We start from the raw sequence: 20807 nt of genomic DNA, 5'->3' as shown, positions 1-20807 counted from the left end.
CGCGATCAGGCGGCGGTGCGGCCCTGCGCGATCAGTTCGGCGACTCGGGTCACCAGCTTGTCGATGGCGAACGGCTTGGTCATCACCTCGATCCCCGGCGCGCGCAGGCCGCTGCCGATCACCGAATTCTCGGCATAGCCGGTGATGAACAGGGTCGGCAGCCCCGCCCGGTGCGCCTCGGCCGCCTCCGCCATCTGGCGGCCGTTCATCCCGCCGGGCAGGCCGATATCGCTGATCAGCAGGTCGATCCGCATGTCCGACTGGAGCAGGCGCAGGCCCGACATGCCGTCCGCCGCCTCGACCACGCCGTAACCGAGATCCTCCAGGACATCGGCGAGCAGCAGCCGCACGGTCGGCTCGTCGTCGACGACCAGGATCGTCTCGCCGTCGCCCGTCCGGTTGCGTATCCGTGCGGTTTCATTCTCCGCCTCGGGCATCAGTTCGCCGTCATAGCGCGGCAGATAGAGGCGGACGACGGTGCCGATGCCGGCCTCCGACTGGATGCGCACCTGCCCGCCCGACTGTTTGGCGAAGCCGTAGATCATCGACAGGCCCAGCCCCGTGCCCTGGCCGATCGGCTTGGTGGTGAAGAAGGGCTCGAACACCCGCTCGATCACCTCCGGGCTCATGCCGGTGCCGCTGTCGGTGACGGACAGAGACAGATAGGGGCCCTCCGGCATGTCGTGGGTGCGGGCGGTTTCGCGGTCGAGCCAGGTGTTCGCCGTCTCGATCCGAATCCGGCCGCCGTCCGGCATCGCGTCGCGTGCGTTGATGCACAGGTTGAGCAGCGCATTCTCCAGCTGTCCGGCATCGACCAGCGTGGTCCACAATCCGGCCGTCTGACCGGTTTCCAGCGTGATGGCGGGGCCGACAGTGCGCTGGATCAGCTCCACCATGCCGGAAATCAGCGCATTGACGTCGGTCGGCTTGGGATCGAGCGTCTGGCGGCGCGAAAAGGCGAGCAGCCGGTGGGTGAGGGCGGCGGCCCGCTTCACCGCGCCTTGCGCGGCGATCAGATAGCGATCGACATCGCCCAGCCGCCCCTGGCCCAGCCGGGTGCCGATCATCTCCAGCGCGCCCGACATGCCGGCGAGGAGATTGTTGAAGTCATGCGCCAGCCCGCCGGTCAGCTGGCCGACCGCCTCCATCTTCTGCGCCTGGCGAAGCTGCTCCTCGGTCTTCATCAGCTCGGCGCCACGTTCGGCAACGCGCTGTTCCAGCGTCTCGGTCAGCGCGCGCAGCGCCGCCGTGGTGCGATCCAGCTCCTTCTCGACCGCGCGCCGTTCCTCGACATCCAGGAGCACGCCGGGGAAGAAGAGCGGCGTGCCATCGGCACCATGGTCGACCCGGCCGTTCGCCTCGATCCAATAGTAACGGCCGTCGGCGCGGCGGACGCGATATTGATGCGCATAGGGGCCGCCGCGCGCGATGGCGGCGTTGATCGCCTCCGCCAGCCCGGCCTGATCGTCCGGATGGACGGTCTCGACGACCTGCGCCAGGCTCAACCCCTCGCGGCCAAGCGCCGGGTCCAGGCCGAAGGCGATGGCGAAGGCCTTGTCGACCGTGAACCTGTCGGTCGGCAGGTGCCAGAACCAGGTGCCGATGATCGCGCCGGCCGACAGGGCGAGCTGGACCCGCTCGATATTCTCCTGTGCCAGCGCCTCGCTCGCCCGGAGCGCCACCTCCGCCACCCTGCGCGCCTCGATGTCGCGGAACATGACCAGTACCTGGCGGCGGCTGGCCGGCTCGACCCGTGCCGCCGACACCTCGACATGCCGGCCGGCCTGTTCGAAATAGCGTTCGAAGCGGATCGGCTCGCCGGTGCGCAGCACCTCGCCATAGAGCGCGATCCAGTCATCGGCCTGATCGGGCGCCAGGTCACGCAGGGTGCGGCCGACGATGCCGGCGATGCCCGAATGCCGCTCATAGCCGGCATTCGCCTCGACATGTACATAGTCGCTCAAGGGACCATGCGGGCCGTCGAAGAACTCGATGATGCAGAAGCCGTCGTCGATCGCCTCGAACAGCGCGCGATAGCGCTGCTCGCTTCGGGCGAGCGTGTCCGCCGCCGCGCGCCGCTCGGTCACGTCCTGCACCACGCCGGCGATGCGGTCGCTGTCGGCCTCGGCGTCGTGCAGCCGCTCGCCCCGATGCGCGATCCACCGCACCGCGCCATCCTCGGCGCGGCGGATGCGATATTCGACCTCCTGCTGGACGGCATGTCCCGCGCTGCCCCGGACGGTCCAGAGCGGTGCGGCCACGGCGCGATCCTCGGGCAGGATCAGCGCCATGACCGTCGCGACGGGCAGCGTCGCGCTCGGCGGCAGGCCGAACATCCGGCAGAATTCCGGCGTGGCGTGGAGGATCGCATCCTCGCCGACCTGGAACAGGCCGAGCCGCCCGGCCTGCTGCGCCCAGCGCAGGCTCTGTTCCGCGACCTTCAGCGCGGTGTCGACGCGGTGCTGCTCGCTCCGGTCGCGCACCACCAGCACATAGCCGAGCTGCTGCCCGTCGCGCCCCGCCAGCGGGGTCAGCTCGACGCTGGACCACAGGCGACGGCCGTTCCGCGTCAGATGCCAGCGATCGGCCAGTGCGCGGCCGGCGCGATCCGCCGCCACCATGTCCTGGTGCAAGCGGCCCACCGCGCGATCCTCGGGCGTGAAGAGGAAGCCGGCGTGACGGCCGACCGCCTCCGCCTCGCGCCAGCCGAACACATGGTCCGCGCCCGCGCCCCATTCCATCACCATGCCGTCGCGGTCGATGGTGACGATCGCCAGGTCGACTGCATTGTCGACGATCGCCCGCTGCCGCGCCTCCGCCAGCGTCGCCTTGCGATAGGCAAGGCCGCGCTCCAGCTGGGCGATCACATGCTGCGCCAGCACCCGCAGCGTGCGGATCTGCGGGTCGGTCAGGCTGCGTGGGCGATGGTCGAGCACGCACATCGTGCCGATCGCCACGCCCTCCGGCGTCCGCAGCAGGGCGCCGGCATAGAAACGCAGGTGGGGCGCGCCGGTGACGAGCGGGTTGCCGGCAAAGCGCGCGTCCTGCGTGGTGTCGGGCACCAGCAGGAACTCCTCCTCCAGCAGCGCATGGGCGCAGAGCGACGTTTCGAGCGGCGTGCTGTCCACGCCCAGCCCGACCTCGGCCTTGAAGAACTGACGGTCGCGGTCGATAAAGTTGATGACCGCGATCGGAGCCTCGCACACGGAGGCGGCCAGCGCGGCGATCTCGTCGAACACCGCCTCCCGCGCGCTGTCCAATATCCTGTAGCGCGCCAGCGCCGCCATGCGGATGTCGGCGGAGTCGTCGCACCCTGCGGTCGCGTCGCGTCGCCCGTCGGGCGAGGGATGGGGGAGGTCGGTCACGTCGCCGTTCCTATATGCCGCCGGTCGGTTCGCAAGCGCCATTTACATGGGTTCCGGGCGCGGGTTCCCTTTCCGGCGGCAGACTCTGCATTGGCGGGACCAAGTTTTTCTTGGCGGCAGGCCGGGGCCCGGCGGGATAGAAGGACAGTCTGTCTGCCAGGATTGGCGGTGGCAATTCCAATAAGTAAAAGGGTTACCCCATGATCAGCGAGCTTCTGCTCAGCACCGCGGCGATCGTTGCGCCCGCCGCGCAGACGCCTCCCGCCCCGAGCGAGCAGGCGCGGACGGAACAGGCGCAGGCCGCGCCCGTCGCCGATGCCGCGACCACCGGCGACGAGGGCGGCGACATCATCGTCACCGGCACCCGCGTCGAGGGGCGCAGCCGGCTGGACAGCGTGTCGCCGGTCGACGTGCTGAGCGGCGCGAGCCTGCAACGCCAGGGCACGACCGAACTGGGCGCGGCGCTGTCCGCCATCGCGCCGTCGATCGATTTCCCGCGGCCCTCCGCCAATGACGCGACCGACGCGATCCGCCCGGCGACGCTGCGCGGCCTGGCGCCGGACCAGACGCTGGTGCTGATCAACGGCATTCGCGGCCACACCTCCGCCAATCTCAACACCAACGGCACGGTCGGGCGTGGTTCGGCGGCGGTCGACCTCAACACCATCCCCACGGTCGCGCTCGACCGGATCGAGGTGCTGCGCGACGGCGCATCGGCGCAATATGGCTCCGACGCGATCGCCGGCGTCGTCAACCTGCGGCTGCGCGAGGCGCGCTCGGGCGGCGGCGCGCAGGTCGTCTACGGCTTCTACGACACCCAGGTCGACACGGCGAACAACAGCCGCCACGTCACCGGCGAGCCGACCGTCACCGTCTCGGCATGGCAGGGCATCGGTTTCGGCAGTGACGGCTTCCTGACGATTTCGGGCGAGTATCTGAAGCGCCAGCCGACCAACCGCGCCGATCTCGACACGCGCGTCACCCCGCGCCGCGTCACCGGCCGCTATGGCGATCCCGAGACCGAGCAATATACCGGCTATGTCAATGCCGGCACCTCGCTGACGGATAGCATCAGCCTCTACGCGTTCGGCGGTTACCAGGATCGTGACAGCCGGGGCGCGGCCTTCCCGCGCATCCGCACCGCCGCCTCGGCCGCATTGCTCGACCGGGCCGGCCTGCCCAACGGCTTCCTGCCGATCATCAACACCCGGTCGAAGGACATCAACTCGGCGGCCGGCCTGCGCGGCGACCTGGGCGGCTTCAACGTCGACCTGTCGTTCAGCTATGGCCGCAACACGGTCGACTTCCGCACGCTTGATTCCGCCAACTATGCCTATGGCACGGCCACCCCGCGCAGCTTCCGCGCCGGCTCGGTCGCCTATGACCAATATGTCGCCGGGCTGGACGTGACTCGCAAGTTCGACGTGTTCCAGTCGCTCAACCTCGCCTTCGGCATCGAGGGGCGGCGCGAGGGCTATAAGATCAGCGCGGGCGAGCCGGCCTCCTATGGCTATGCGCCGGCCGGCACCGTCACCGGCATCCCGGCGGGCACAACCGTGGCGCCGGGCGCACAGGGGTTCGGCGGCTTCTCGCCGCTCAACGAGACCAAGCGCAGCCGCCGCAACGGCAGCATCTATGTCGATGTCGAGGCGCAGGTGACCGACAAGCTGCTGCTCGGCCTGGCGGGGCGGGCCGAGGATTATTCCGACTTCGGCACCACCGCGACCGGCAAATTCTCCGCCCGCTACGACCTGGCGGACTGGATCGCGCTGCGCGGCACCGCCTCCACCGGCTTCCGCGCGCCGTCGCTCCAGCAGCAATATTTCACGCAGATCGCCTCGGTCGTGACCAATGGCGTGCCGGTGCTGACCGGCACCTTCCCGTCGACCAGCACGGTCGGCACGGCGCTGGGTGGCCTGGCGCTGGAGCCGGAGAAGTCGACCAACCTGTCGGCGGGCACGGTGATCCGCTTCGGCGGGTTCGACCTGACGGTGGACGCCTATCGCATCCATATCCGCAACCAGATCGGCCTGTCGGAGAATATCTCCGCCACCGGCTCGACCGCGGCGGTGAATGCGCAGATCGCGCAGCTGCTCGCCGCCACCAATACGGGGGCGAGCGCCGCGCGCTTCTTCCTCAACGGACTGGCGACGACGACCAAGGGCATCGACCTGGTCGCGCATTATCGCTGGCGGACCCAGGAAGCGGGCGCGTTCGACTTCACGCTGGCGGGCAATATCAACGACGTGAAGGTCACGCGGGTGCCCACCTCCACCGCGACGCTCGACCCCGCGCCGACGCTGTTCGCGCGCAGCCGCATTCTGACGCTGGAGGACGGCACCCCGCAGCAGAAGGTGACCGGCACGGTCGACTGGTCGCTGGAGCGGCTGGGAGCGCTGGCCCGCGTCACCTATTATGGCGACGTCAACCAGCCTGGCACGACGCCCGCCGCCGACGTCCATACCGGCCGCCACGCGATCACCGATCTCGAACTGCGCTACGCCGCCCCCAAGGGCGCGCAGATCGGTCTGGGCGTCAGCAACCTGTTCGACGTCTATCCCGACCGGACGATCGCCGCGAACAATTCGACCGGCACGCTGGGCTTTCCCTATTACTCGCCCTTCGGCTTCAACGGCCGCTATCTCTACGCGCGGGTCGGCGTGAACTGGTAAGCGGTGGATCGGGGCTCGCGCAGGGTAGGCGGGAGCCCCGATAGGCAAATCGACCTTGCACTAGATTAATAATGGTGGTTCGTTACCGATCGTTTACGATTGGAGCGTAGCGTCCGGCCGTGCCCCACGAAATGTCCGCCATCGCGTCCGGCCGCCTGCCGGATGCCACCTATGTCGAACTGGTGTCGAGCCTGTTCGCCACCCGCGTGCCGACCGTCATCATGAGCCTGTTGTTCCTGATGGCCGGGATGCTGGTGGTGGAGCGGACGCAGGACCCGGTGGCGGCGGTCCTGGTGGCGGGGGGCGTGCTGTCCAGCCTGGTCCGCATCACCCTGTTGTTCAGCGGCCGGATGCGCCACGATGCCGGCGCGATCGACCATGCGGCGGCGGTGGTGATCGAGCGGCGCTTCGCGATCAGCTATGTCGTCTTCGCGATCATCCTGGGGCTGTTCGTGGCACGCACGATGCAGTTGCCCGACGCCACGCTCCACACGCTGGCGGGCATCCTGGTCGTCGGCTATGCCGCCGGCGTCGCGGCGGGCACGGCGCTGCGCCCCCGGATCGCGGTCGCCAGCCTGCTGGTCGCGGTGCTGCCGACCGTCGCGGTGCTGCTCTTCCAGAGCGATCCGGCCTATATCGCCTCGGCGATCGCGCTCGCCGGCTTCCTGACGGGCGGGATGCGCAGCCTGCTCCGCCGCTATCGGACCGAAGCGATGTCGACCGCCAAGCGCCACGGCTTCGCCGCGCTTGCCCGCCGCGACCATCTGACCGGCCTGGCCAATCGGCTGGAACTGGCGGAGCGGTTCGATCGGCTCTGCACCGAGGGGTTCCGGACCAAGCGGGTGGCGATCCACTATCTCGACCTGGACGATTTCAAGCCGGTCAACGATCGGCTCGGCCATCCGACCGGCGACGCGCTGCTGCGCGCGGTGGCGGGGCGGCTGCGCGACCATATCCGGGGCGACGACATCGCCGCGCGGCTGGGCGGCGACGAGTTCGTCGTCGTGCAGACGGCGGTGCGCGACGAGGAGGAGGTGGCGGCGATGGCGCGGCGGCTGGAACGCGACCTGGCCGAACCCTATGCGCTCGACGGACGCGAGATCGTGATCGGCGCCAGCGTCGGCTGGTGCCTGGACGATACGGCCGAGCCGCTGCTCGACGCGCTGCTCCAGCAGGCCGACGACGCGCTGCGCCTGCGCAAGGCGGAGCGCAAGTCCCAGCCGGCGGGCGGCACGACCGGCCCGGGCTTCGGTGCAGGCTCGACCCCGGCGTCCATCCCGGGGTCCACCATCGTGTCGCTGCCCGGATATGACTGGCTGCGGCAGAGCGCCTGACCGCATCTCAGTCGCGCAGACCAGCCATATGGGCGGGGAGGAAGCCCTGGGGCGATGCGCCGGCCCGGCCCGGCCGATCGCCGATGACGAACAGGCTGCGCAGCATCGCCGCCATCGCGTCATGCCCCTTCACCGTCAACGTCACCGACACACGGCGATGATCGGACGGATCGACCCGCCGCGCCATCAGCCCGGCGGCCGCCAGCCGGTCGATCCGGCGCAGCGCGCTGGTCGAGGTCTCGCCGGAGACCAGGATGACCTGCTTGACGCACAGGATCCGGCCTTCCTCGCCGGCGACGAACATCGCCAGCATCATGTCCCAGGCGGAATCGCGAAAGATGTCGCGCGGGAAAAAGGCCGCGACGGTGGTGCGCATCGCCTGTGTCTGGCGCGCCATGTCGAGCAGGGTGCGCGGTGTGCCGGTAGAGGGGGTGCCGAGCCGTGCCAAGGCATCGGCCGTCAGCGGAGTGGACATGGTATTCGACCCTAAAGCCTTGGTTGCGTTAAAGATTTTTTGTCGAGAAATGCTTTCCGAAACCTTACCCGGGCCTAATCTATCGCATCCACATTGATTGTATCTCAATGGCTTACTGGGTTCATCGTTCGCGCATTGCTTCCCGCGCGCGGTTCAGCGGTTTCAGCAGATATTGCAGCACCGTCTTGGTGCCGGTGTGGACGTCGACCGTCGCGATCATGCCCGGCACGATCGGAAAACGCCGCCCCGCCTTGTTGACCAGGGCATCCGACCTGGTCCGCACGAACACGCGGTAGTAATAGAGGTCGGGATTGACCTCGTCGCGGATCGTGTCGGGCGAGATGCTGCTCACCTCGCCCTCCAGCCCGCCGAAGATCGCATAGTCATAGGCCGTGACCTTGACGCTGGCGCGCTGGCCCGGCCGGATGAAGGCGATGTCGCGCGGCGCCATGCGCGCCTCGATCAGCAGCCGGTCGTCGAGCGGCACGATCTCCATCACTTTGCCGCCCGGCGCGATGACGCCGCCGACCGTCGACACCTCGATATTCTTGACCACGCCGCGTACCGGCGAGCGCAGGGTCAGCCGCTGCACCGTGTCGGACCGGCCGCGCACCACCGGGGCCAGGGCCTCCACCTCCTCGCTGACCTTGGCTAGGTCCTGCCGCGCCTCGACCAGATATTGCGAGCGGAGATCGGATTTCTTCAGGTCCAGGTCGGCGCGCTGCCGCTTCAGCCGCAGCACCTCGACCTGACTCGCCGCGCCGACCTCGATCAGTGATTCGCCGATCCCTTCCTCGCGCCGGATCAGCGCCAGCGACTGGTCGATCAGCCCGGTCGAGGCGGACAGGCTGGCGCGCCGCGTCTCGAACAGGCGCTGCTGCTCGGCCTTGAGCGCGGGGAAGCCGTCCAGTTCGGCGGGGAAGCGCAGGGCGGTGCCATTCACCTCCGCCTGCAACCGCGCCTGGCTGGCGAGCGCGGCGCGATATTTGGCGGCGCTTTCCTCCACGGTCGATCCGGCCTGGGTCGGGTCGAGCTGCGCCAGCACCTGGCCGGGCTTCACGATATCGTCCTGGCGCACCAGCATCCGCTTCAGGATGCCGCCCTCCAGCGATTGCAGCACCTGGTCGTGGGTGGTGGGCACGACGCGGCCTTGGCCGGTCGCCACCTCGTCCAGCGTCGCGGCCCAGGCCCAGAGCAGGGCGACGACGAACAGCGCCGCCACGATCCAGGTCATGCGGCGCGCGGCGAGCAGGCGCTGGCCGCTATCGTCGTCGAAGGACAGGGCGGCGGAGGACAGGCTGGTCATGCGGCGGTGCTCCGCGCGGCGGCCCGCATCGCGTCGAGCGCGGCGGCCTTGGGTTGGTCGAGCAGGATGCGGCCCTCGTCGATCACGATCACGCGATCGACCAGATCGAGCACGCGCATCCGGTGGGTGGCGATGACGAGCGTCCGGTCGCGGCGGGTGTCGCGCAGCGCGTCGATGAAGCGCCGCTCGGCCATCTCGTCCATCGCCGCGGTGGGTTCGTCGAGCAGCAGCACGCGCGGGTCGCGCAGCAGCAGCCGGGCGAGTAGCAGCGCCTGCACCTGCCCGCCGGACAGGCCGCGCCCGCCCTCCAGGATCCTGTAATCCAGCCCTTCGCGCAGCCGGCGCACGAACTCGGTCGCGCCGACCATCGCCAGCGTCTGGAGGATCGCCGCGTCGGTGGCGTGCGGCGCCCCCATGGTCAGGTTCTCGCGCAGCGTGCCGTGGAACAGCCGGCTGGTCTGGGTCAGCAGCGCCACGTCGCGGCGGATGTCGGCGGGATCGACCTGGTGCAGCGCCAGCCCGTCGATCAGCACCTCGCCCGACAGCGGCGGCATCATGCCCGACAGCGCCTGGAGCAGCGTCGACTTGCCCGCGCCGTTGCGGCCCAGCAGCGCGATCCGCTCGCCCGGTGCGATCTCCAGCCGCGCCACCGACAAAGCGGGCGGGGCGGGCGGATCGGCATAGCCGAACGCGGCACCGGTGAGCAGGAATCCGCCGCGCACCACGGGCAGGGGGATGCGATGCTCCGCCTCCGGATGGTCGACGGGCAGCGCCATGATCTGGTTCAGGCTCTGCGCCGCGACCCTGGCATGTTGGTAGCGGCCGAGCAGGTGCGACACCTGGCCCATCGGCGCCATCATCCGGCTGGCCAGCATCGAGGTCGCGACCAGCGCGCCGGTGGTGATGTCGCCGGCGATCACCAGCGGCGCACCGACCAGGATGACGCCGGCATAGACCAGGTTCTGCACGCTCTGCGCCCAGGTCGACAGGCTGGCGGTCAGCCCGCGCAGGCGCAATTGCGCCTCGCCCGCCACCGCGTTGCAATGGTTCCACTGGCGCTGGAAGCGGTCCTCGGCCTGGAGCGTCTTGATATCCTCGATGCCCTGCACCGCCTCGACCAGCAGCGCGTTGCGCAGCGAGGTCTCGCGCATCGACTCGGTGGCGTGGGCGCGCAGGCGGCGCTGCGCCATCAGGCTGGGCGCCAGCAGCAGGACGACCGCGACCAGCGGCACCAGCGCCAGCACCCCGCCGATCATGCAGAGCAGGGCGAGGAACAGTAGGAAGAAGGGCAGGTCCGCCACCGCCGCGACGGTGGTGGAGGTCAGCATGTCGCGCACCTGCTCCAGGTCGCGTAGCTGGGCGATGAAGGTGCCGGTGGAGGTCGGCCGCGCCCGGTTGCGGACGCGCAGCGCATGGCCGAACACCTGGTCCGACAGGCGCAGGTCGGTGCGCTTGCCCAGGATGTCGGTGATCGAGACGCGCATCCGCCGCAGCAGGAAATCGAAGACCGTCGCCAGCAGCACGCCCAGGAACAGGATCGCCAGCGTCGGGATCGACTGGGCCGGGATCACCCGGTCATAAACCTGCATCGAGAACAGCACGCCGGCCAGCCCCAGGCAGTTGGTGACGACCGAGGCGATCGCGACCGGGCCATAGCCGCGCGCATCCTGCAACAGCGTGCTGCGCAGCCAATGCTCGCGATAGGGGCGGATATAGGTGTCGACCCGCACGTCCTGCGCGGAGCGGGCGGGGCGGGGGACGACGATCCGCTCGGCGGCGGCCAGCAGTTCGGCGACGGGTCGGGCACTGAACAGGCCGCCCTCGCCCGCGACCGAATAATGCGCGTCGCCCGTACCGTCGATCGCGGTGACCAGCGCCAGCTCGCCGCCCGCGAGCGTGACGATCACCGGCAGCCGCCAGCTCGACAGCTTCGCCCCCTCAGGCGCGACGAAGCGGACCGACAGGCCGGCGGCGCGCGCCACCGTGGCGATGCGCGCCTCCTCGTCCGCCGTGCCGTGCCACAGGCCGGCGAGCCGGGCGCGCTGTTCGGGCAGGGGGAATGCGGTAATGGCGCGCGACCTGCCCGAACAGGTCGATCCAGGCGTGGAGGCCGGCATGGCTGTCGTCGATGCGAAAGGGCGCGGTCACAGCGTCACTCCCCGAAAACGGGTGCCGGTCAGCGCGAAGGCATCGCGCGAGCGGCCGGAATAATAGAGGCAGTCGAGCTGCAGCCGGCGCAGGTCGTGCATCGTGTTGACCGAATCGAAGCGCGCCTGCTGCAATTCCTGTTCGGCGTTGAGCAGGTCGACTAGGGTGCGCGTGCCCATGTCGAGATATTGCAGGCGATAGAGCTTGCCCGTCTCCACCATGTCGCCTTGGCGCGCGGCGAGCGTGTCGAGCAGCGCGGACAGGCTGACGATCTGCTGCTGCGCCTCGGCGAGCCGCTGGCCCGTCTCCAGCCGCGCCTGCCGCGCCCCGGCCTCGGCTGCGCTGACCGCGGCGCTGGCGCCGCGCACGCGGGCGCGTACCGCATTGCCGCCGAACACGTCGCTGGTGACGCTCAGGCCGAAGCTATAGGCGCTGCGGTTGGACAGCGGGCCGGTCACGTCCGTCGCCGCGTCGCCGGCCAGCGCGACCGTGGGCATGCGGCCGGCACGGTTGCGGCGCAGGTCGGCATCCGCCTGGGATTTCTCCGCGTCTGCGCGCATCACGGCGGGCACCCCGTCCCAGTCGATCGCGGTCTCGTCACAGCTGCGCGACAGCCAGTCGGGCATGTCGGTATCGATCGCGGCGGGCGGCGCGTCGCGGCCGAGCAGGAAGGCGAGGTTGCTGGCCCAGCGGCGCTCCTCGGCATCGATGCGGGCCAGTGTCGCCTCCGCCGCCGCGACGCGCGACTGCGCCTGGAGCGCATCGGACCGGGTCGTCGCCCCCTTGGCGAAGCGGTTGCCGACCAGCGCGCTAATCGCACGGATACGCTCCAGCTGTTCGCTGGCGACCGTGCGCAGCGCGACATTGCGTTGCAGCTCGACCACCGCATAGCCGGTGTCGCGGATCAGCCCGTCCACCGCCAGCAGCAGGTCGGCGCGGCCGATGCGGGTGCCGGCGCGTGCGGCATCGACCGCGCTCGACACCTTGCCGAAATCGAACAGCATCTGCGACGCCGAGACTTGCGGGCGCGGCCGCCAGCTCGACCCCAGCCGATTGTCATAGCCGCTGCCGAGCCCGGCGCTGATCCGGGGCAGATAGCCGGCGCGCGCGATCTCCACCTCCGCATCGCGCGCATCGATCGTCGCGGCGGCCTGGGCGATGCCCGGATGCCAGGCCAGCATCTCGCGCATCGCGCCGGGCAACGTCACCGGCTCGGTCGTCGCGGCGGCCTGCCCGATCGACGCCAGGGACAGGATCGCGGCTGTCGTACCAGCCCATCGCTGCCATCGAAACATGTCGTCCGAAATCCTTTTCCGTGGTGGGGACGGGATCGCAGGACATGCTTAAAATCCGAGAAATAATTGCCTTAAACCATAGGGTTGCGGCCGGTTATCGACTCCGTTTGCGGAGCGTTCGGTCAGGGATGATGCCATGTTCTACCCACCACCCCGGTACGCGCCGGGGTGGTGGGGAGGGATGCGCGGCCGGTATCCTCACACGCTGTGCAGCATCGTCAGCCGCTCATCCTCATGCGTCATCGACACCGCCAGATAGGCGAGCGGATCGTCGACCGGCATCGTCGTGGCCGGGTCGCTCGTCACCACCGCCGCGACCGTCGCGCCGGAGGCATCATGGCCGGTCGTGTCGGTCGATCCATGCGCATCCAGATAATGGCCCAGCACCTCCTCGACGCTGCTCTGGCCGGCGATATAGTCGAAGGTGAGCATCGCCTGCGCCAGATGATGGTCGGTCGTGGCGGCATCGGTGGCGGCGGGAGCATCGGTGCCATGCGCCGCCGTCAGCGACAGCGACACGACATCCTGTTCCGGGGCCAGCACCATGAAGGTGGTGGCGGCCGCGGGCAGCACCGGGGCCGTGCCATTGTTGATGTCGACCGCCACGTCGAGCCGCGCCGTCGACACCTGCCCGTCGGGCTGGACCAGCTGATAGCTGAAACTATCGACCGGATCGACCGCCGCATAGGCCAGGGTCGCGCTCGGCTGATAGCTGTAATGGCCGGTCTCGTCGATCGTCAGCGTGCCATGCGCGCCGGCGATGGTCAGCGGCGTCTCGCCCACCTCGACATAGGTGCCACCCGACAGGATCTTCACTCCCGGGAAGCTGCTGCCCGGCACGTCGTTGCCAAGCAACTCGCCCTGCACCGTCGTGGCGCCGGTCAGGACATAGCGGTCGAGATGCGTCACCGTCTCCGCGACATAGACGCTGGTGCCATAGCCGACACCCAGCGTGTTGGGGCTGGTGACGGTGTAGGTATAGGTGCCGGACGCCAGCCCGTTCATCGTCAGCGACACGCCGCTGCCGAGCAGCCCGGCGAGCGCCGTGCCCTGCGTCCGGCCGACCTCCACGCCCGCCGCATTGGTGACGCTGATCGTATAGCCGGGCAGCAGCCCCAGCCCCGGCGCCACCACCGCCGACAGGGTGACGCTGGCGGTCGCGTTGGGCTCGACCGTGAAGCTGTCGGTCACGCGGCCGGTCTGCGTGCCGGTCAGGGCGATGGCGGTCGGGGTGGCGAAGCTGGCGTCGATCGCGGCCGGGATGGTGGTGACCTGGTTGGCGAAGCTCGCCGTCGCCACCGCGCTGTCGTTCACCGCCAGCGGGGCCCCGAATATGTCCGGGCTGCCGATCCGCACCGACAGGGTGGCGCTTTCCACCTCACCGTCGCTGGCGTCGAGCAAGGTGTAGGTGAAGCGGTCGGTATGGCCGATCGCGGCGGCATCGGCATTGGGGGTATAGGTGTAGCTGCCGTCCGGATCGATCACCAGCCGGCCCCATTGCCCGACCACCACCGTATCGTCGCCGCCGACCAGCGTGGTCGTGCCGCCGACCGTGACGCTGCGCACGGCGGTCTGCGGGCTGACCCGGTCGACCGCGCCGTCCGGGCCGGGATCGGTGATGACATTGCCGTTGGTCGGCGCAGGGGTCGCCGCCGCGACATCGGTGAAGTCCCGGTCCTGGCCCGTAACGGACAGGCCGCCGAGCAGCCCGACGCCCAGCGTATTGTCGAAGGTGACGAAGGCGCGATAGGTGCCCGGCCCCAGATCATCGGCCGTGCCGACCAGATTGCCGTTCAGCAGTCCCAGCGCGAGCAGCGAGTCGGCCCCCGACCCGCCCGGCAGCGCCACCCAATTGGCGCCGTCGAACCGCTGCACCACCACCGAATAGCCGCTGGCGACCCCCAGGTTGAGCGTGGCGTCATAGGTGAAGCTGGCATCCAGCCGGTGCCCCGCCTGCACGGTGAACTGGACATTGGGGATGGCCAGCACCTGCGCATTGACGTTGACCAGGCCCAGCGACACCAGCGCGGTGTAGCTGGCGCTGCCCAGCGCGCGCTGCGTCTCCACCGGCCGCAGGTCGATGGCGGCGGTGGCGCTGTTGTCGAAGGCGGAGATGTCGAACGGCGCGGTGATCGCCACGGCGGGCGAGCCGTTGCCGGCGGCATCGTGCTGGCTGACGCTCAGCGCCTCGCCCGACACCTGCGCGCTGGTCAGCGCGATCGAATAGCCGCCGCCCGCGCCGACCAGCCCGCTGCCGATCACCGTGCCGCCGGCATTGCGCACTTCGACGGTCGCGCCCGGCTCGCCGCTGCCCGCGACCACGGTGCCGGCCGGGTTGATCGTCGCGTCGGGCGCGGCCGGCGGCGTGATGTCGGGCGCGGTGACGCGGATGCCGGGCGAGGCATTGCCCGCCGCATCGCTCTGCACGACGCCCAGCGACTGCCCGTTCGCCTGCGGCATGGTGAGCGTCGCGGTGTAGAGGCCGTCGCCGCCGACCGTGGCAATGCCGATCACCGCGCCGGCGGGATCGGTGATCCGCACGGTCGCGCCGGCCTCGCCACTGCCGGTGGCGCTCGTGCCGGTGCCGTCGACCATGGCGGTCGGGGCGATCGGCGCGATCAGGTCGGGCGCCCGCACGGGCAGAGGGAGGGAGACATTGCCCGCCGCATCGCCCTGGGTGACGTGCAGGAGCTGCCCATTGGCCTGCGTCGTGGTGAGCAGCGCCGTATAGCTGCCGTTCGACGCCACCGTCGCGGTGCCGACCACCGCCCCGCCTGGATCGCGTACGGTGACGAGCGCACCCGCCTCGCCGGTGCCGGAGACGAGCGTGCCGCTGCCATTGACCACCGCGTTCAGGCCGATCGGCGCGGTGATGTCCGGCGCGACCGCCTGGGTGGCGGGCGAGATGTTGCCGGCGGCATCCGCCTGGGTCAGCGTCAGCAGCTGGCCATTGGCCTGGGGGATGCCCAGCGTCGCGATGAAGCGGCCATCGCCGTCCACGGTCGCGGAGCCCAGCGTCAGCCCGCCGGCGCCGGCGATGGTGACGATCGCGCCCGGCTCGCCGGTGCCGATCAGCTGCGTGCCGTCGCCCGACACCTGGCCCAGCGGCGCGATGGGCGCGGTGAAGTCGGGCGCGGCGGCGGTGACGACCGGCGAGGCATTGCCCGCCGCATCCGCCTGGCCGACCTGCAACCGCTCGCCATTGCCCTGCGGCGTGGCGAGCGCCACCACGAAGCGGCCGTCGCTCCCGACCGTCGCCGTGCCCAGCAGCGCGCCCACCGGGTCGCGCACCGTCACGGTCGCCCCCGCCTCGCCGATACCGGCCACCAGCGTGCCGCTCGCATCGACCGTGGCGAGCGGGGCGGCGGGCGGCGTGCTGTCCGGCGCGAGGATGCCGGTCGTCGGCGAGGCATTGCCCGCGGCGTCGCTCTGGCTGAGGACCAGCGGCTGTCCGTTGAGCTGTGCGGTGCCGAGCGCCGCCGTGAAGCCGCCATCGGCCGCGACCAGCGCCGTCCCCAGCGTCGCCCCGCCCGCGTCGCGCACCGTCACCGTCGCGCCGGCCTCGCCGGTGCCGGTGACGCTCAGCCCATCGGTCGCGACGGCGCCCAGCGGGGCGGGGGGTGCGGTGAGGTCCGGCGCGATGACGGTGGCCGGCCGCGAGGGGTTGTTGCCGGCATCGACCTGGATGACCGACAGGGACTCGCCGTCCCGCTGCACGGTCGCCAGCACGACGCTATAGCCGCCACCCGCCTGCACGGTCGCGCTGCCGAGCGAATGGCCGGCCGCGTCGCGCACGGTGACGGTCGCGCCTGCCTCGCCCGTGCCGGTCACCATCAGGCCGGCCGCGTCGATCGCGGCGGTCGGGGCGAGCGGGCCGGTCAGGTCCGGCGCGGTCGCGGTGGCGGGCGGCGACACATCGCCGTCCGCATCCGCCTGGACCACGTGCAAGCGCTCGCCATTCACTTGCGCCGTATCGAGCACGGCTGCGTAGTGGCCCAGCGGATCGACGATGGCATTGCCGATCGCCACGCCGCCGGCGCCATAGACGGTGATGGTCGCGCCCACCTGGCCGGTGCCGAACACGATCAGCCCGTCCGCCGTCACGACCGCGCTTGGGGCCGGCGGCGAATCATTGGGCACTGGATCGGGCGCGACCGCGAGGCTGGCGGGCGAGATATTGCCGGCGGCATCGGCCTGAGTCAGCGTCAGCACCTGGCCGTTGGTCTGCGGGGTGGCGAGCGTGACCGTGAAATGGCCATCGGCCGCGACGATGTCGCTGCCCAGCACGCGCCCGACCGGATCGGTGACGGTGACGGTCGCGCCAACCTCCCCCGTGCCGGCGACGCTGCCGCCGGTCGGGGCGATGGTGCCGACCGGGGCCGGCGGCGGCGTCAGGTCGGGCGCGGTCAGCGATGTCGCGGGGGAGGGGTTGCCGGTGGGATCGGCCTGGATCACGCTGAGCGACTGCCGGTCGATCTGCGCCGTCGCCAGCGTGACCGCATAGGCGCCGTTCGCATCGACCAGCGCGTTACCCAGCGGATTGCCCAGCGCGTCGCGCACCGTCACCGTCGCGCCGGGCTCGCCGGTGCCGGTCACGACCGCGCCGGTCGCGTCCAGCGTCGCGGCCGGTGCGGCGGGCGCGGTGATATCGGGCGCGGCGTGGGTCGCGGGCAGCGAGATATTGCCGGCCGCATCCGCCTGCGTCGCGCTGACCAGGCCGCCATTGGCCTGGGGCGGGGTCAGCGTCGCCGTATAGGCGCCATTGGCATCCACCACCGCGCGGCCGATCTCGGTGCCGGTCGCGTCGCGCAGGATGACGGTCGCGCCGATCTCGCCGGTGCCGCTCGCCTCGGTGCCGATGGCGTTCAGGCCGAGCCCCGGCGCGGCGGGGGCGGTGAGATCGGGAGCGAGCGCCGGGGTGGGGCCGGAGGCGTTGCCGGCGGCATCGGCCTGGGTCACCTGCACAGTCTCGCCATTGGTCTGCGGCACGGTCAGCACCACCGCATAAGCGCCGTTCGCGGCGGCGACGGCGGTGCCGATCGGTGCGCCCAGGGAATCGCGCACGGTGACGGTCGCGCCCGCCTCCGCCACGCCGCCGACGATCGTGCCATTGACGTTGACGGCAGCGGTCAGGCCGACCGGCGCACTCGTATCGGCGGCGAGGAGCGGCGTCGCGGGGGAGAGGTTGCCGGCGGCATCCGCCTGGGTCACGATCAGCGCCTCGCCATTGGTCTGTGGCGGGACGAGCGGGGCGATATAGCGGCCGTCCGCGCCGACCACGGCGCTGCCCAGCGGACTGCCGTCGCTGGCGCGGACCACGATCAGCGCGCCGACCTCGCCGGTGCCGCTGACGCTCGCGCCGTCCGCCGCCAGCGCCGCGACGGGGGCGGCGGGCGCGGTCAGGTCGGGCGCGATCGGGGCGGCGGGGAGGGAGATATTGCCGGTCGCATCGGCCTGGGTCACCTGCAACACCTGGCCATCGACCTGCGCCGGATTGAGCGGCGCGACATAGAGGCCGTCCGCGCCGACCAGCGCGGTGCCGATCGGCGTGCCGTCGGGCGCGCGGACGGTGACGGTCGCACCCGCCTCGCCGCGACCGGTCACCAGGGTGCCGTCGATGCTGACCGTCGCGATCAGCCCGATGGGCGCGCTGATGTCGGCGGCGACGGCCTGCACGGTCGGCGAGACGTTGCCGGCGGCATCCGCCTGGTCGAAGCGGATCGTCTGGCCGTTGGCCTGCGCGCTCGCCAGCGGCACGACGAAGCCGCCATCCGCCGCCACCGATGCGCGGCCGAGCAGTGTGCCATCGGCGGCGCGTACCGTGACGGTCGCACCGGGCTCGCCGATGCCGGTCAGGATCGCGCCGTCCGCCGACAGCGTGCCGATGGGGGCGGCGGGCGGCGTCGTGTCGGGGGCCGTGACCGCGACCGGCGCGGCGACGTTGCCGGCGGCATCGGCCTGGGTCACCTGCGCCGTCTCGCCATTGGTCTGGGCGGGCGACAGCGGCGCGACATAACGTCCGTCCGCGCCGACGATGGCGGTGCCGATCAGCGTCCCCGCCGGATCGCGCACGCTGATGCTCGCGCCTGCCTCGCCCGCGCCGCTGACGATCGCGCCGCCATCGCCGATCGTGGCGGTCAGGCCGGCGGGCGGGGTGAGATCGGGCGCGACCACCGGCGCGGCGGCGGAGCTGTTGCCGGCTGCGTCGCGCTGGACGACGGTCAGCGTCTCGCCCTCCAGGCGCGGGGTCGGCAGGGGGACGGTCCAATGGCCGTCCGCGCCGACCGGGCCGGTGCCGATCACCGTGCCGGCGGGATCGCGTACCGTGACCGTCGCGCCCGCCTCGCCGGTGCCGGACAGGGTGGCGGCATCCGGGCCGAGCGTCGCGACCGGGGTGGCCGGCGTGACCAGATCGGGCGTCGCGGCATCGGTGGCGGGCGAGACATTGCCCGCGCCGTCGCGCTGCGTCACCGACAGGATCTGGCCATCGGACGTGCCGGCCGGCAGCGTCGCGCTATAGCCGCCATCCGCCGCGACGATCGCGGTGGCGATCGGCTGGCCGGCAGACCCAGTGATGGTCACCGTCGCGCCCGCCTCGCCCGTGCCGCTGACCATCGTGCCATCGGCGCTGACGCCCGCGCTCGGCGCGGTGGGGGCGGTGGTGTCGGGCGCGATGATCGTGGCGGTGGGCGAGACATTGCCGGCGCCGTCGCCCTGCGTGACGGTCAGCGTCTCGCCATTGGCCTGGGGCGTGGCGAGGGTGGCCGTGTAATTGCCTTGCGCATCGACGGTCGCGGTGCCGACCGGCTGGCCGGCGGCGTCGCGGACGGTGACGGTCGCTCCGATCTCGCCGATGCCGCTGACGGTGGTGCCGCCATTGTCGAGGCTGGCGGTCGGTGCGGCCGGGGCAGTGGTGTCGGGAGCGATGATCGTGGCGGCGGGCGAGATATTGCCGGCGCCGTCGCCCTGCGTGACGGTCAGCGTCTCGCCATTGGCCTGGGGCGTGGCGAGGGTGGCCGTGTAATTGCCCTGCGCATCGACGGTCGCGGTGCCGATCGGCTGGCCGGCGGCGTCGCGGACGGTGACGGTCGCTCCGATCTCGCCGATGCCGCTGACGGTGGTGCCGCCATTGTCGAGGCTGGCGGTCGGTGCGGCCGGGGCAGTGGTGTCGGGAGCGATGATCGTGGCGGCGGGCGAGATATTGCCGGCGGCGTCGCCCTGCGTGACGGTCAGCGTCTCGCCATTGGCCTGCGGCGTGGCGAGCGTCGCCGCGTAATTGCCCTGCGCATCGACGGTCGCGGTGCCGATCGGCTGGCCGGCGGCGTCGCGGATCGTGACGGTCGCGCCGGCCTCGCCCGTGCCGCTGACGATCGCGCCGCTACCTTGGAGGCCGGCGGTCGGCGCGCCGGGCGCGGTGAGGTCGGGCGCGGCGACGGTCGTGCTGGTCGAGACATTGCCGGCCGCGTCGCTCTGCGACACGATGACGGTCTGGCCATTGGCCTGTGGCTGGGTCAGCGGCACGGTGAAGCGGCCGTCGCTGCCGACCGTCGCGGTGCCGACGACACTGCCGTCGGACCCGCGCACCTGCACGGTCGCGCCGGCTTCGCCCGTTCCCGACAGGTTGGCGCCGTTGCCGGTGAAGATCGCGGTCGGGCGACCGGGGGGCTGGGTATCGGCCGAGGGGAGCGGCGCGGAGACATTGCCACCGCCACCGCCACCGCCGCCGCCGGCGGACACCACCGCGCCCGCCGCGCCCGCGCCCGCCAGGCCCAGCACCGCCGGCAGCACGAAGCCGCCGCCGCCCGCCGCCGCCACCGCGCCGCCGGCTGCGACCAGGTCGTTCAGCTCGCCAAGCAGGGTGAAGCGGCCGGCCCCGGCCACCTCCGGATGCGCCAGCCACAGGCGCTGCGCGCCGTCGCGCAGCACCAGGTCGCTGCCGACACCGTTGTTCTGGACGTAATACTGCTCGACGCGGATTGCCTGGCCGTCGGTCAGCCGCACCACCAGATCGTCGCCGGCCCGTTCCAGATTGGCGACCTGGCTCTGGTCGACATCGAGCCGCACGACGCTGGGCGCGTCGAGTTCGATGCTGTTGCTCGCGGCTTCACTTGCCTTGCCGGTGGCTTTGACGATGATCTGGGCTGCCATGACTGTCCTCCCGTCGCGAATTACCGTATCGCGATAATAGATATAAAGCGAAGAGGTGCCGTGA

At 71.1% G+C, this 20807-nt stretch carries 8 protein-coding genes; 2 read left to right on the top strand and 6 right to left on the bottom strand.

What is annotated here, in order from left to right; translation table 11 throughout:
* Nucleotides 1-5: 5 nt before the first annotated feature.
* Nucleotides 6-3365, bottom strand: coding sequence for a PAS domain S-box protein (locus tag QE452_RS12055; protein WP_309657629.1), 3360 nt, complete (start codon nt 3363-3365; stop codon nt 6-8).
* 200 nt (nt 3366-3565) lie between these two features.
* Here QE452_RS12055 and QE452_RS12050 point away from each other — a divergent pair, with 200 nt between their 5' ends.
* On the top strand, nt 3566-6037 hold the full coding sequence (locus QE452_RS12050; RefSeq protein ID WP_309657630.1) for a TonB-dependent receptor: 2472 nt from the start codon (nt 3566-3568) through the stop codon (nt 6035-6037).
* A gap of 131 nt (nt 6038-6168) precedes the next feature.
* On the top strand, nt 6169-7371 hold the full coding sequence (locus QE452_RS12045; protein ID WP_309730086.1) for a GGDEF domain-containing protein: 1203 nt from the start codon (nt 6169-6171) through the stop codon (nt 7369-7371).
* Nucleotides 7372-7378: 7 nt separating this feature from the next.
* On the opposite strand, the gene QE452_RS12040 is transcribed toward QE452_RS12045, so the two are convergent.
* From QE452_RS12040 to QE452_RS12020, 5 genes are all read right to left on the bottom strand, one after another.
* The gene (locus QE452_RS12040; protein WP_309657632.1) at nt 7379-7846 is read right to left on the bottom strand and encodes a MarR family transcriptional regulator; all 468 of its coding nucleotides are present in this window, start codon (nt 7844-7846) and stop codon (nt 7379-7381) included.
* A 121-nt stretch (nt 7847-7967) separates the two neighbouring features.
* Entirely contained in the window at nt 7968-9152 is a 1185-nt protein-coding gene (locus tag QE452_RS12035) for an HlyD family type I secretion periplasmic adaptor subunit (RefSeq protein ID WP_309657633.1), read from the bottom strand.
* Nucleotides 9149-11269 carry a type I secretion system permease/ATPase gene (locus QE452_RS12030; RefSeq protein WP_309730083.1) on the bottom strand — a complete coding sequence of 707 codons (2121 nt, stop codon included), beginning with the start codon at nt 11267-11269 and terminating at the stop codon, nt 9149-9151. The genes QE452_RS12035 and QE452_RS12030 overlap by 4 nt, the downstream gene beginning before the upstream one ends.
* Before the next feature lie 27 nt (nt 11270-11296).
* Entirely contained in the window at nt 11297-12595 is a 1299-nt protein-coding gene (locus QE452_RS12025; RefSeq protein ID WP_309657635.1) for a TolC family protein, read from the bottom strand.
* Nucleotides 12596-12793: 198 nt separating this feature from the next.
* The gene (locus QE452_RS12020; protein ID WP_309730080.1) at nt 12794-20743 is read right to left on the bottom strand and encodes a BapA/Bap/LapF family large adhesin; all 7950 of its coding nucleotides are present in this window, start codon (nt 20741-20743) and stop codon (nt 12794-12796) included.
* Nucleotides 20744-20807 lie beyond the last annotated feature (64 nt).

Origin of the sequence: Sphingomonas sp. SORGH_AS_0438 (genome assembly GCF_031453475.1) — a bacterium.
Classification (GTDB): domain Bacteria; phylum Pseudomonadota; class Alphaproteobacteria; order Sphingomonadales; family Sphingomonadaceae; genus Sphingomonas.
The sequence above is the reverse complement of the archived record's forward strand: the minus strand, read 5'-3'. Positions and strand labels throughout refer to the sequence as shown.